12 protein-coding genes are annotated in these 12,820 nt (G+C 61.6%); 3 read left to right on the top strand and 9 right to left on the bottom strand.

The features are described from left to right. Positions 1 to 12 precede the first annotated feature (12 nt). Positions 13 to 1,779, top strand: a complete 1,767-nt coding sequence (gene dhaL / locus GR158_RS06125; protein ID WP_160870369.1) for a dihydroxyacetone kinase subunit DhaL — start codon at positions 13 to 15, stop codon at positions 1,777 to 1,779. Positions 1,780 to 1,785: 6 nt separating this feature from the next. Here the strand turns inward: dhaL and GR158_RS06120 are convergent, their stop codons facing one another. Genes GR158_RS06120 through GR158_RS06095 form a run of 6 tightly spaced genes read right to left on the bottom strand, consistent with a single transcriptional unit; the run spans position 1,786 to position 7,656 of the window. Then, complete coding sequence (locus GR158_RS06120; protein WP_246665556.1) at positions 1,786 to 2,871, bottom strand: sugar-binding transcriptional regulator; 1,086 nt, start codon at positions 2,869 to 2,871, stop codon at positions 1,786 to 1,788. A 49-nt stretch (positions 2,872 to 2,920) separates the two neighbouring features. Continuing rightward, positions 2,921 to 3,934, bottom strand: coding sequence for a proline racemase family protein (locus tag GR158_RS06115; RefSeq protein ID WP_160870368.1), 1,014 nt, complete (start codon positions 3,932 to 3,934; stop codon positions 2,921 to 2,923). A gap of 34 nt (positions 3,935 to 3,968) precedes the next feature. Further along, the gene (locus tag GR158_RS06110) at positions 3,969 to 4,742 is read right to left on the bottom strand and encodes an ABC transporter permease (protein ID WP_134646514.1); all 774 of its coding nucleotides are present in this window, start codon (positions 4,740 to 4,742) and stop codon (positions 3,969 to 3,971) included. Position 4,743: 1 nt separating this feature from the next. Beyond that, positions 4,744 to 5,592, bottom strand: coding sequence for an ABC transporter permease (locus GR158_RS06105; protein WP_134646512.1), 849 nt, complete (start codon positions 5,590 to 5,592; stop codon positions 4,744 to 4,746). 5 nt (positions 5,593 to 5,597) lie between these two features. After that, the gene (locus GR158_RS06100; RefSeq protein WP_160870367.1) at positions 5,598 to 6,611 is read right to left on the bottom strand and encodes an ABC transporter ATP-binding protein; all 1,014 of its coding nucleotides are present in this window, start codon (positions 6,609 to 6,611) and stop codon (positions 5,598 to 5,600) included. A 4-nt stretch (positions 6,612 to 6,615) separates the two neighbouring features. Next, positions 6,616 to 7,656 (bottom strand): ABC transporter substrate-binding protein, encoded by a 1,041-nt coding sequence (locus GR158_RS06095; protein WP_160870366.1) that lies wholly within the window; start codon positions 7,654 to 7,656, stop codon positions 6,616 to 6,618. A gap of 142 nt (positions 7,657 to 7,798) precedes the next feature. Between GR158_RS06095 and GR158_RS06090 the strand changes: the two genes are divergently transcribed. Then, the gene (locus tag GR158_RS06090; protein ID WP_160870365.1) at positions 7,799 to 8,794 is read left to right on the top strand and encodes a GlxA family transcriptional regulator; all 996 of its coding nucleotides are present in this window, start codon (positions 7,799 to 7,801) and stop codon (positions 8,792 to 8,794) included. Between the two features lie 34 nt (positions 8,795 to 8,828). On the opposite strand, the gene GR158_RS06085 is transcribed toward GR158_RS06090, so the two are convergent. Then, positions 8,829 to 9,704, bottom strand: a complete 876-nt coding sequence (locus tag GR158_RS06085) for an AraC family transcriptional regulator (RefSeq protein ID WP_160870364.1) — start codon at positions 9,702 to 9,704, stop codon at positions 8,829 to 8,831. A gap of 170 nt (positions 9,705 to 9,874) precedes the next feature. Here GR158_RS06085 and GR158_RS06080 point away from each other — a divergent pair, with 170 nt between their 5' ends. After that, positions 9,875 to 10,630 (top strand): SDR family NAD(P)-dependent oxidoreductase, encoded by a 756-nt coding sequence (locus GR158_RS06080; protein ID WP_134646501.1) that lies wholly within the window; start codon positions 9,875 to 9,877, stop codon positions 10,628 to 10,630. A gap of 85 nt (positions 10,631 to 10,715) precedes the next feature. Here the strand turns inward: GR158_RS06080 and GR158_RS06075 are convergent, their stop codons facing one another. Both GR158_RS06075 and GR158_RS06070 read right to left on the bottom strand, forming a co-directional pair. Beyond that, positions 10,716 to 11,768 carry a carbohydrate kinase family protein gene (locus tag GR158_RS06075; RefSeq protein WP_160870363.1) on the bottom strand — a complete coding sequence of 351 codons (1,053 nt, stop codon included), beginning with the start codon at positions 11,766 to 11,768 and terminating at the stop codon, positions 10,716 to 10,718. Beyond that, positions 11,765 to 12,796: a hypothetical protein gene (locus GR158_RS06070; protein WP_134646497.1), complete on the bottom strand. Its 1,032-nt coding sequence runs from the start codon at positions 12,794 to 12,796 to the stop codon at positions 11,765 to 11,767. The genes GR158_RS06075 and GR158_RS06070 overlap by 4 nt, the downstream gene beginning before the upstream one ends. Between the last annotated feature and the right edge of the window lie 24 nt (positions 12,797 to 12,820).

Raw genomic sequence — 12,820 nt, 5'->3', positions numbered from 1 at the left:
AAAGACAAGAGAATGAACCAGGAAGTCAAAACCAAGAAATTGATCAACGCCCCGGAAAACATCATCGCCGAGATGATCGAGGGCATGGTCGGCGCGCATCCCGACATGCTGCGGGTGGAGGGTGAAACCGGACGCGCCGTTGTTGCGGTCGATGGTCCGCGCGACGGCAAGGTCGGCATCGTCGTGGGGGGAGGTTCGGGCCACGAACCGGCTTTCGCGGGCTATGTCGGACGCGGCCTCGCCGATGCCGCCGCCGTCGGCAACGTCTTCGCATCCCCCTCGCCGTCGCACATCGTCGAAGCGGCCCGCGCGGTGGATGGCGGTGTGGGCGTGGTGATGCTCTACGGCAATTATACCGGAGATGTCCTCAATTTCACCATGGCCGCGGAAGAGCTGGAGCAGGCCGGCATCGCGGTGCGTCATGTGGCAGTCGCCGATGACGTCGCCTCCGCGCCGATCGAACGCAAATCCGAACGGCGCGGCATCGCCGGCGACTTCTTCGTGTTCAAGATCGCAGGCGCCGCCGCCGATCTGGGCGAGCCGCTGGCCCGCGTCGAGGCGCTCGCGCACGCAGCAAACGACGCAACCCGTTCGATGGGTGTGGCACTCAGCCCGTGCTCGCTGCCACAGACGGGCAAACCGAACTTCACGATCGGCGACGATGAGATGGAAATCGGCATGGGGCTTCACGGCGAGCCCGGCATTCGCCGCCAGAAGCTCGCGACGGCGGACCAGGTGACGGACGAACTTGTCGACGCCATCTTGGGGGAACTCCAGGTCGAGGCCGGTCAGCGCGTCGCTGTTCTGGTCAACGGGCTGGGCGCCACCTCGCAGATCGAACTCTATGTGATCTTCCGCCGCGTCAAGCAGCGCCTGGACGCGCTTGGCGTCGAAATTCACGCATCCTGGGTCGGTGAGTACGCGACATCGCTGGAAATGGCCGGCGCATCGGTCACGATGATAAAGCTCGACGATACGCTCCAGGCCCTGCTGGATCATCCGTGCCGAACCCCCGCCCTTGTCGTCGGCACCTTCGAGAAGACGAGCGGCGTCGCATCGCGCACCCGCCAGAGCGCCAGACTGGTCGAAAGCGCGGCCCCGTCTGAAGGAAAACCCGGCGTTCTCGTGACGGAGGGCGACGTGACGCCCGCCATTTTCAAGGCGATGATGGATGCGGTAGGCGAGCAGATCATCGCGGAGAAAAACTGGCTCTCCGAACTCGACGGCGTGATTGGCGACGGTGACCACGGCGTGACGATGGAAATCGGCTGGAGAGCGGTCCAACTGGCGCTCAAGGATGCCCAGGACGACGAAACGATCGAATCCATCTGCAAGCGAATGGCCAAGGCATTTCTCGATGCGGTCGGCGCATCCTCCGGCCCGCTCTATGCCACCGCGTTTCTGCGCGCCGGCACAGCCGTCAGCAACCGTCTCAATCTCGACGGCGCCGGCATGGCCGAATGGCTGATTGCCGCCTGCCAGGGTATTCGCGACCGAGGAAGGGCCGAACCCGGCGACAAGACGATGGTCGATGCATGGGTCCCGGCCGTCGAGGCAGCCGCAAAGGCGGCGGCCAATGGCGGCTCGTCGCTTGACGTGCTGGTCGCGGCAAGAGATGGCAGCGAGGCCGGAATGAAGGCGACCGCCGCGCTGGAATCGCGCCGGGGCCGTTCCGCCAAGCTCGGCGAACGCTCCGTCGGCCATATCGACCCTGGCGCGGCATCGACCTACGTCACCCTGCGCGCCATGACCGCCGCCCTCGAAAAGGCGCGTGGCTGATCGATATCAGCGCGGGCCCTGGAGAAGGGCCCGCGCGACCCCCTCATTCGTAACGAGCCGATTGACGTAGCCGGCGCGCAAAATGGCGCGGATGATCGGGATCTTGCGGATGCCACCCGACACCAGCACGGAAATCGGCTTGAGCTTGAGCTTCTCCGGCGGGAGCGCAATGATCGACTCGTTCAGGAAGTGATCGATGGGCCGGCCCTGGGCATCCAGAAACCAGCCCATGAACTCCCCCACCGCGCCACGTTTCAGGACGGTATCGAGATTATCCTTCACGACTCGAATCTGGGTGAGCGAGGTATCCTGCGTCAACGCCCCGCACGAAACGATGCCCACATCCGCGATCTCCGTTCGCGCGAGGACGTCGGTGAGTTCATCGTTCAACAGGATGGCATCGCGGCTTTCCGGGTTGGCGCAGTAGATGGGCGCGGTCAGATAATGACATTCGATGCCGAGCGCGCGTGCAAACGCCGTCGCGACCTCGAATGTGTTCGTCGACGAGCCACTCGTCACACCGCCGGTCAGCCCCACGACCCAGCTTTCGGATCGCGGACGCGCCCGAAGCGCGCGGACCGCAAAGCTCAGGGTTCGTCCCGACCCGATGCCGACACCCATGTCACGATCTTCGATGAGCTCGCTGGCAAGCGTCCCGGCCGCCTCGCCGATGACGCGTTTCTGCTCGATGTAATCGTCGAGGTCCGGCACCACGACGGCGTCGGCGAGACCATAGCGATGGGACACTTCCTCAGCGAGTTCGATGCAATCCGTCAGGGGCAGCGAAACGCTCACCTGAACCGCGCCGGAATCACGAACCTGGCCGATGATCTTGTTGACCTTCAACCGCGTGATATTCATCCGCTGAGCGATTTCCTGCTGGGTCTGCCCGCCTATGAAGTAGAGCCAGGCGACGCGCGCACGCTCGAGGTCCTCATCCAGAAATCCCGGTTCATTTGGCATTGAGCGGCACACTCCATATCGCGCCTCCTCAAATAACCACTTCACTCTACGCGGGCAACCGTGGTGCGAACCGTCGGCGGTATCGGTATGGACGGGAGCCCGACAATCGCTGCCGTTCACACGCGCCATTCGCGATGACCGAGATGCCGGCGGACTTGCCGCCGGCATCCTATTCACATCAGAGCACGAGAAAACCCGCGTCGACCGGATCATCGCGGTTTATGGTCCAGGCGGCCGTACCCAGCATGCCGGCAGTGCCCTTGACGGTGGGGCGCACAGCGCGGACTTCACCGAGCTTTGTCTCTCCGATCAGGCAGCCTTCGAACACGCCCGATCCCAGCAGGCCTTCAGACGTGATCGTCTGGTTGAGGCTGATCACGCCACGCTTTTCGAAATACGCCATCATTGCCGACGTGCCGGTCCCACCGGGCGAACGGTCGAGCTGGCCTGCCGAGAAAACGTGGACGTTCTTGTAGAGGCAACCCTCGATCGTCGGCTCGTGCCAGAAGGTCACGAAGTTCAGATTGTTGATGTGCGCTTCGGTCGGGTGCTGCACCTTGACTTTCTCGCGGATGGCTTCGCGTGCGATCAGGCCCATGCGGGAAAGCTCGGAACCGTTCTCCGGCGCGATACGCAACGTCGTGTTGCGAAGATCGATGATGCCGAAGTAGTTTCCGCCCCAGACCAGATCGGCCTTGAGGCGGCCGTAGCCCGGCAATTCGAATTCGATATCCTGCTCGGCAACATAGGCCGGAACGTTCTCGAAACGGGTCCAGAGCACGCGATCACCTTCGTGCGCGACTTCGGCCACGACCAGGCCCGCCGTCGTCTCGAAGCGGATCTTGGTAAGCCCGTCCGGCGAGCGCCGCACCAGGCCGTTTGCGACCATCGCCATTGCGACCGCAATGGTTCCATGCCCGCACATATGCGAATATTCCTTGCCGTCGATATAGATCAGCCCGGCATCGAATTCGGAAGATGATGGCGGTGTGAGAAAGACGCCGAACATATCCGCATGACCGCGCGGCTCGCGCATCAGCGCCTTGCGCAGCCAGTCGTAGTTCTCTTCAAGAAAAGTACGCTTCTCAAGGATGCTCGAATTGGCCGGATAGGGAATCCCACTGTAGATGATGCACAGCGGCTCACCTTCCGTGTGGGTATAGATCACGTTATACACGTCCTGAACGCGCATTTTTCTTCTCCTGACGATGTTTGGGTGAATACGTTTAACTTCCGGACAGGAAGTCCAAGCCAATCAGCCAATCGATCAATATGATTGCTATGGCTGCTGCCAAGATGGTTAGCGACGAGACCGCCGCGATGGAGGGATCGACCGAGTACTGCACGTAGTTGAACAGTTGAACCGGGATCGTGTTCAGGGTCGACGTCGTATTGAAGATCGATAGCTCGACATTGATGAACGACGTGATGAAAGCGAATATTCCACCCGACACCAGTCCCGCCTTGATCTGCGGAAGCGTAACCAGAAAGAAGGTGGACCACGCTGATGCGCCAAGATCACGCGATGCTTCTTCCTGGGACAGCTGGTCGTGGGAAAACAACGGCAGAAGCGTGCGCAACACGAAGGGGGTCACGATGATGACATGCCCGACCAGCAGTGCCGGAAAGTTCCTTACCAGCCCGATCGACGCACCGAATTGCAGCAAGGCCGCGCCGATCACGATATGCGGCAGGACAAGCGGCGACAGGAGGACGGCGGAAAGCGCTGATTTGCCCGGAAAGGTGTAGCGCGTCATCGCAATTGCGGCCGGCAGAGCCACAAGCATCGCCGCCATCGTCGCCAGGGCAGCAAGACCGGCACTGGTGAGGAACGAGCGAATGTAGGTCGGGTTCTCCAGGATCACCGCATACCAGGAGAGCGTCAGCCCCTGAGGCGGAAAGGCGAGGAATTTGGTTTCGGTGAGCGACACGCCGATCACCACCACCAACGGCAGCACGAGATAGGCCAGCGTGGTCAGCGCTATGAGACGAATGATCATCTCAGTTTCCCTTCTTTTCGTGCACGCCGATGCGCGTCATCCAGGACGAAATGCCGATAAGGGCCATGGTGAACGTAAGCAGCGTGATGGAAAGCGCGCCGCCATAGTTGAAATCGAAGACAGTCGAGTATTGCTGAAAGGCGAGCATGGCGAGCACGGTGACCTTGCCACCGGAAAGGAGCGCGGGCGTCACATAGGCGCTGATTGCCATCGAAAAGACGATGATGCCCCCGGCCATGACCCCATGCATCGTCAGCGGAAACGTGATGCTGCAGAAGGTGCGGAGTGGTCCGGCCCCCAAGTCGCGCGAGGCGTGCTCGAGCGATGGTTCGACGCGGGCAAGCGCGTTGCCGATCGTTAGCACCGTGAACGGCAGAAGAATGTAGACTAGGCCGATGAGGATGCCGGTCTCTGTTCCGAGGAAACGAATGGGACGTTCGATCAGGCCGGCTCCCAGCAAGGCGTCGTTGACCAGTCCCGTCCGTCCGAGGAGGACCATCCAGCCGAACGAGCGAACGATGTTGGACGTGAAAAGCGGAAGGATCAGCATGATGACGCATGCCCTACGCCAGCTGCGCCATTTGACGATGCGCACGAGGTACCACGCCAGCGGATAACCGAGCACGATGCAGATGATCGTGGAGAGAATTGCCAGCCGGAAGGTAACGGCAATGACCTGCCAGTGGTAACCATCCAAAAGCACGCGCCCATATTGGGAAAGCGTGAACTGCCCGTCCTGCGTCGTCAGCGATGCGACGAAGACGACACCGAGAGGAATGAGGAAAAAGGCGGTGAAGACGCAGAGCGGAAGCGCCAGCAACCAGAGAAGGGTGAGACGGGAGGTAAACATCTGCCCTACCCTTCCAGGATATGGATGTCGGCCGGATCGAATCCCGCGATGATCTCGACGCCTTCGCGGATGTCGCCGGGCAGGACGCCGTAGCTGCGCGCATGCAACGACCGGCCGCCGGAGACCATGTAGATGTTGGAGGTGCCGCCAACATATGTGCTCGCCGAAACGGTCGCCGGAAGCGAAAGCCAGCCGTCCGGTAGGCTGTCGGCGCGCGTAAAGACACGAAGGTTTTCCGGGCGCAATACGCCATCGAAAGCAGCGTCGCGCGCGAGCGAACGCCCGTCTTTCTGCATCGGCACGATGTTCGCCTCACCGATAAAATCGGCGACGAAACGGGTGCGCGGCCGACGGTATATGGTCTCGGGCTCGTCGATCTGTTCGATACGGCCGGCCGACATCACTGCGATGCGGTCAGACATGGCCATCGCCTCATCCTGATCGTGTGTCACGAAGATGAATGTGATACCGAGTTGGACCTGCAGCTGTTTGAGTTCGATCTGCATCCGTTTGCGCAGCTGCAGGTCCAGTGCCGACAGCGGCTCGTCAAGCAGCAGCAGCTTGGGCTTGTTGACGATGGCGCGGGCGAGCGCAACGCGTTGCTGCTGACCGCCCGACATCGCACGCGGGCTGCGCGGTGCCATCGCGGCCAGGCCAACCATTTCCAGCGCCTCATGCGCCCGCACTTCCGCTTCCTTGCGAGAGGCGCCGGCACGCCGCGGGCCATACGAGACATTCTCCAGAACCGTCATGTGCGGGAACAGCGCATAGTTCTGGAAAACAGTGTTGAGTGGCCGCCGCTCCGGCGGCAACGACGACACATCCTGCCCATCGATGATGATGCGCCCACCGTCGGCCGACATGAAGCCGCCAATGACGCGCAGAAGTGTCGTCTTGCCGCAGCCGGACGGACCGAGCAGAGAAATGAACTCGCCCTGCATGACATCCAGCGACACGCGATCGAGCGCTCGGTGGCTTGAGAAGGACTTCGAGACGTCTTGGATGGCAAGCAGGGTCATTGGCTCAGTTCGCGATTTCGCGGTTCCAACGGTCGGTGACTGCGGGACGCTTGGTGTTAACGTCCGACCAGTCGAAGAGGCGCAGGCTTTCGATCGATCCGCCGGCACCCCAAGGCAGCTTTTTCTCCACGTCGGGTGAAAGTTTCACGCCGGTGACAGCCGGACCAAGATAGAGCTTTTCGGCAAGGCAGCTCGCCGCCTCGGCGGTCAATGCGGTGTCGATAAACTGTGCGGCAGCATCGGCATTTTTCGTTCCCTTTACGATATGCATGCGAGCGTCCGTTGCCCACACGCCCTCCTTGGGAACGGTGAAGCCGATCGGAAGGCCGGCGTCGATGAGGTCCCATGCGCCGACGTTGAAATGGGCGCCAATGACTACTTCGTTGCTTTGAAACGCGTTCGATGCCGCACCCGACGTATCATAGAGCAGACCGGTGTCGAGCGCCTTCAGCTTGGCGAAAGTGGCATCCATGGTTTCGGATTTGTCGCCGAAAGCCCCGGCGAGGAAAATCACGAACGGGACGCCAGCCGAATTGTTGGGCGAAGGGATGGCAACGGCGCCCGCATAGCTCTCGTTCCAGAGCTCTTCCCAGCTCTGGGGCACGTCGCTGACCTCGGACGTGTTGTAGATGAGGCCGAGCGAATAGTAGCCCGCGCTGACAGCGAACGCGTGGTCGCCGTTCTTATAGATCGCCTGCGGCTGAAGGGCGCCGGCATTGGAGAGCTTTTCCAGATCGATCGGCGCCAGAACGCCAGCGGCCTCGGCGATCTCGCTGATCCCGCCATCCATATAGGCGACGTCGATGACCGCTTCGCCCGTCTGCTGCTGCAGCTTGGACAGCGTCGTCGTGGAATTGCCGATCTCGGCGACGACCTTGATTCCGGTTGCTTTCGTGAAAGGCTGGGCGACACACGCGTCGAATGCTTCACCCCAATTGCCACCGTAGTAGGCGACCGTAATCGATTGCGGCGTCGTCTGGGCATGGGCTGCATGCGACAGGCCGACAAGTGCCGCCGCCGTGCTCATCAATACTTTATTCCACATCTCGTTCTCCGTCTCTGGGGTGTCGCGTTTTGCGCTTGGGATCATTGTCCGGGGAGGACCATAGCAGTAAGAAGACGATCTCTATTGAATAATATGGCCACATGGTTGAACATTATCGACAAATCTGGACGGACGAGCCTTGATGAGAACACCGGAGAATAGCTTGGAGCTGCGTATCGCCTTCGTCTTGCAGGACAAGTTCACGCTGGCGGCCTTTTCCGGCTTCATAGACGCGCTTCGGCTGGCGGCGGACGACGCGGCCAAAAGCCGGCAGATCCGTGTCGGCTGGAGCGTATACTCGCTGAAGGGAGGCCAGGTTCACGCCAGTTGCGGTCTGTCCGTAACAACGCTGGCGGCCCCGCGCGATCCCACCGGTTACGACTACATCGCGATCTGCGGTGGCAACAGTTTCGACGATGATACCCCGTCGCCTCAGTTGCTCCACCTCATCCGGTCGGCCCACAATCTCGGTATCGGCCTGCTTGGAGTCTGCACGGGAAGTTTCGCGCTTGCCCGAGCCGGCCTGATCGACGCCCGGAGATATTGCATCCACTGGAACGTTCTTGAGGCCTTCAAGAGCCGGTTTCCACGGGCGCAGATCTCCATGGACAGAATTTTTGTCGATGAAGGCGATGTCATCACCTGCGCCGGATCGACCGCGGCCATCGATCTGGCGCTTTATCTCATCGTGCGGCACTGCGGATCAGAACGGGCGCGGCAGGTCATGCGCCACATGATGCTCACATCGATGCGACCGGCGAGCGTACCGCAGGCGCACTTCTTCCAGTTGCCGCCTGATGGAACCGACAGCCGCGTGCGCAAAGCGTTGCATTTCATGGAACAGCAGCTCGACCAGCCGCCCAACAGCCTTGCGATTGCACGGTACTGCGCGATTTCCCACCGCCAGCTTGAGCGCCTGTTCCGTACAAATCTCAATCAGACGATAGGACAAGCGTTCAGAAGCATGCGGCTGAACTATGGGCGCTACCTTCTATCGGGCGGCTCGCTCTCGGTGATGGAGATCGCAAACATCACGGGCTTCGCCGACACGGCGCATTTTTCACGCGAGTTTCGCAAGGCTTTCGGACAGACGCCCAGCACCTTCCGGGCGTCGTCGAGCCCAAGCAGTGCAGCCTGAAACCGGCCGCCAAGACGTCCCGTTCTGCGTGGCGTCATGCACCCAGCCTCGCCTCGCGCATATCACGGCCGGGTGGCATGCCGAACAGCCGCGCGTAATCCCGCGTGAACTGCGGCACGCTTTCATAGCCGACGAAGTGGGCGGCGTGGGCGATGCCGGCACGATCCATGAGCATTATCCGGCGCGCCTCGATCAGCCGCAGCTGCTTTTGGAACTGAAGCGGCGACAGCGTGGTGACAGCGCGAAAATGCTGATGAAAGGACGATTCGCTCATCCCCGCCTCTGCTGCGAGATCCCCAACGCGCAGTGTGCCGGCATAGTCCTGGCGGATCAGTGCCACCGCCCGTGCTATACGATCGGCGTGGGTATCGGCCCTGCCAAGCGAACGGATCGCGGCACCATGCTGCCCGGTCAGCAGCCAGTAATGCATCTCGCGTATCAACGCGTCACCCAGCACCGGCAGAGCGGAGGGCCTCTCCATCAGTCGCAGCAACCGCTGCGCCGCATCCATCACGTCGGCGTCCGCCGGCTCGACATGGATCGGGCCGGCATCGACCGGACGCAGATCGGCCTCGGTGGTCAGCGCGCGCAGGAGTGCGGCATCGAGTTCGAGCGCGACCGCATAATACGGAGCTGACGGGCTTGCATCGAGAATCTGGCTTATCGTCGGCACATCGGCCGTGATGACCAGGGCTTCGCCTGCACCATATTCGAAGCTCTTCGTGCCCATGGTCACGCGTTTGCGGCCCTGAAGGCAGATCGCTATCAGCGGCTTTTGCACCGCGACCTGCAATTCGCCCGGATGCAGCACACGAACCGCACCCAAACCGCGAAAGGGCGTGGGCGCAAAACCGGACCGGTCGGAATGGCCATTGGTATGACGGCGAACAAGGTCAAGAAGAGTGTGCATGAGACGGTCTTATGAAAATTTCGTTGCCGTATCAGGCAAGGATATCGGCTCATTTGCAAGCCATATCGTCGAGATTCGCAGAAACAGGCAAAACTCGGCGAGGAACAGGCAACTCTTCGGGGCGCTTCCGCGCCATCTTCGGCTCACCCCAACGACGGAAGGAGCATTCCATGAGTAAAATCGCACTGATCACCGGCGCCAATCGCGGCCTTGGCCGCAACACAGCCATCGCGATTGCCCGCCACGGCGGTGATGTCATCGTGGCCTATCGTGGCAACGCCGCCCAGGCGAGCGAGGTCGTCGCGGAAATAGAAGCCATGGGCCGCAAGGCCGTTGCCCTCCAGCTCGATGTTGCAGACATAGCAAGCTTTCCGGCTTTTGCAGATGCGCTGCGTAGCAGCCTGCGGGAAATCTGGAACCGCGAAACGTTCGATCATCTGATCAACAATGCAGGCCATGGCGAATTCGCCCCGTTCCGGCAGACGACCGAGGCACAGTTCGACGGGCTGTTCAACGTGCACGTGAAGGGCGTATTCTTCCTGACCCAGGCGCTTTTGCCACTGATTGCCGATGGCGGCAGGATCGTCAATTTCTCGACCGGGCTGACCCGCTTCTCCTATGAAGGGTTCTCGGCCTACGCGTCCGCCAAGGGCGCGGTCGAAACGCTGACACGGTATATGGCGAAAGAACTGGGCCCGCGCGGCATTGCCGTAAACGCCGTCGCTCCAGGCGCCATCGAGACCGATTTCGGCGGTGGGGTCGTGCGCGATAACAGGGATCTGAACGCACAGTTCGCCCAGCTGACGGCACTCGGTCGCGTCGGCCTGCCCGACGATATCGGTCCGATGGTCGCGAGCCTGCTCTCCGATGACAACCGCTGGGTGACCGCACAGCGCATCGAGGTTTCGGGCGGCCAGGCTATCTGACTTCGGCCGGAGCGGTGAGCGAGCCAAGCGGCGCGCCCACCGCTCTGTTGGCCATGTTGGCAACGGCGGCGCTGTCCCATTTCGTTCAGTGAGCGCCGGTGGGCAATTGGCCATCACCGCCGGGAGCGCGAACGCCCCACGTTTTCGCGAGGGACAGGCACTCACGCCACGGCACGATCGCACCGGTCGTGGAAATGCTGCGAAGGGACGCCGCGGCGGCGGCATGAGCCAGTTGCAGTGACTGCGAGATTGTCCATTCCTCGTGGAGGCCATAGATCATGCCGGCGGCAAAAGCATCGCCGGCGCCGTTTGCGCCCTGGATCTCGCTCTCGGGAATGGCAACGGAGGGCAGGACCGTATGCTCTCCGTCACGCGTCACGGCGATCGCGAAGCCCGGGCAATGCACGGCAACCAGCGTCATCGCGCCACACTCCATGACGGCCTCCGCCGCTCTTATGCAGGCATCCCTGTCGGACATCCCGGTCCGAGTGGTCTCGATTCCGGCAATCGCCCCGATCTCCACGTCATTGACAATGAGATAATCGAGATGCGGCAGGCATGGTGCAACAAGCGCGGCCATCAGGTTCGGCTCGATGCTCGCCAGTTCCATATTGGTGAGCAGGCCAGCCGCGCGCGCTTTCTTCAGGACGGCCACCCAGCCATTCGGCTCGTCATGCCAGGGTGAATCGAGAATACGATGCACGCCGGGCAGACCGAGATGCAGAAAGCGCATTCGTGTTTCGGAAAAGTCGAAGTGCTCGGGCGTGAGCAGTGCACCTGTTCCGGCATGGAAGATGTGGGTGCGCCTGTGCGTTGCGCGCGACACGAAGGCATCGCAGAACTGGGTAGCGGCACCTCCCGTCGTCCTCATCTGCCGCGTATCGATCCCGGCGGCCGTGGCGGTCGCCATGAGGAAGCGGCCGTCGTCATCGTCTCCGACAAGAGCGATCGTCTCGACCGGGATGGCAGGATCGAGCAGCTTGATGTCGACGGCGAGATTGCAGCCCGATCCGCCGCCGTGACGCTCTTCCTCGAACAGTTCGGCAAGGCCATCCTCGCCGGGCCAGTGGCTGACCGTGCGATTGTAATCGACACACCACGTGCCGGCTGTGAGAATACCCCGCCGGCCGCTGGTCATTTCGACTGTTCCGCCTTGAGAACCGCTTCGGTGACGACGTTATCCTCGGCAAGTGCGCGGATAGGCGTGATCCCGTCCTTCGAAAGGCTGGCATGGTAGGCTTTTACGGCCTCGGACGGGGCAATCGTTCCCGAAGCGACTTCGCGCATGAAACGCACCATCTCCAGCGGATTTTCGGCAAGGTTGATCTTGCGGCCGAACAAGGCCACCCGCGCGCCGAAACGTTCGGCCTGGTGCAGGAGTTCGAAGCAATCCCGCGTCGTTCCCGCTCCGCCGCCCAGGACGCCGACGATGACGCTCGGGTCATAGGAGGCGAGCTCTTCCATTGCCTTGGCCCCGTTGAACGGGATTTTGAGGAACTGCGGCCGGTCCGCCTTCGTCACACCGGCAAGGCAGCGCATCATGACGTCGTTGACATAGTGCGGCACCATGTCAGGCGCGATACCGGAATCGACATTCGGATTGAAGACTTCGAGGAAGTATTTGAAATTGTTGCGCGCAGCGTCCTCCCGGAACGCATGGAACGCTTCCAGCGCCTGATAGTCATGGTCGAGATCGTTGTTGAACGTGATGGAATAAAGCCCGAGGTCCGTGCCGGTGATCGGAGCGCCAGGCGCCGGGTCGATGGTGCCGGTGGCAACGCGCGAAAGGGATGCCGTCCGGAAAGGCCGCGACGGCTGTTTCGAATAGGTCGCGCCGCGGCAGACCCAGACATCGGTCGTGTCGTTGGCGCGGATTGCAGGCTTCACCGCGCTGTTGCGGTAGACGCCCATCTCGATCAGCGCCTCCATGTTGGAGGCTGATGTCAGCATGATATCCACGAGGTCCTGCTCGACCACGGCACGGATGTTTTCCAGGAATTCTGGCCGGGTGTAGTGGCGCGACCAAGTACCGTCCTTGGCCCGCTTGGGGCCGCACGACGTCATGCTCGGCCCCATATCACCGTCCTTGGCATCGGCGATGATGAAGTCGTTGCGCGTGTACTGGCCGGCGCGGATGCGCGCGAGCTTCTGATCGAGGCGGTACATGAGGCTATTTCCTTTCGTTGCGGC

It is taken from the genome of Shinella sp. AETb1-6, assembly GCF_009826875.1.
GTDB classification, from domain to species: Bacteria; Pseudomonadota; Alphaproteobacteria; order Rhizobiales; family Rhizobiaceae; genus Shinella; species Shinella sumterensis.
Note: the sequence above shows the minus strand (reverse complement) of the source record. Positions and strands in the feature narration are given on the sequence as shown.

Excerpts from the sequence above, each read along its gene's own strand:
- dhaL (WP_160870369.1), top strand. The coding sequence starts at position 13 with ATGAACCAGGAAGTCAAAACCAAGAAATTGATCAACGCCCCGGAAAAC.
- GR158_RS06120 (WP_246665556.1), bottom strand. The coding sequence starts at position 2,871 with ATGGCGCGTGTGAACGGCAGCGATTGTCGGGCTCCCGTCCATACCGAT.
- GR158_RS06115 (WP_160870368.1), bottom strand. The coding sequence starts at position 3,934 with ATGCGCGTTCAGGACGTGTATAACGTGATCTATACCCACACGGAAGGT.
- GR158_RS06110 (WP_134646514.1), bottom strand. The coding sequence starts at position 4,742 with ATGATCATTCGTCTCATAGCGCTGACCACGCTGGCCTATCTCGTGCTG.
- GR158_RS06105 (WP_134646512.1), bottom strand. The coding sequence starts at position 5,592 with ATGTTTACCTCCCGTCTCACCCTTCTCTGGTTGCTGGCGCTTCCGCTC.
- GR158_RS06100 (WP_160870367.1), bottom strand. The coding sequence starts at position 6,611 with ATGACCCTGCTTGCCATCCAAGACGTCTCGAAGTCCTTCTCAAGCCAC.
- GR158_RS06095 (WP_160870366.1), bottom strand. The coding sequence starts at position 7,656 with ATGTGGAATAAAGTATTGATGAGCACGGCGGCGGCACTTGTCGGCCTG.
- GR158_RS06090 (WP_160870365.1), top strand. The coding sequence starts at position 7,799 with ATGAGAACACCGGAGAATAGCTTGGAGCTGCGTATCGCCTTCGTCTTG.
- GR158_RS06085 (WP_160870364.1), bottom strand. The coding sequence starts at position 9,704 with ATGCACACTCTTCTTGACCTTGTTCGCCGTCATACCAATGGCCATTCC.
- GR158_RS06080 (WP_134646501.1), top strand. The coding sequence starts at position 9,875 with ATGAGTAAAATCGCACTGATCACCGGCGCCAATCGCGGCCTTGGCCGC.
- GR158_RS06075 (WP_160870363.1), bottom strand. The coding sequence starts at position 11,768 with ATGACCAGCGGCCGGCGGGGTATTCTCACAGCCGGCACGTGGTGTGTC.
- GR158_RS06070 (WP_134646497.1), bottom strand. The coding sequence starts at position 12,796 with ATGTACCGCCTCGATCAGAAGCTCGCGCGCATCCGCGCCGGCCAGTAC.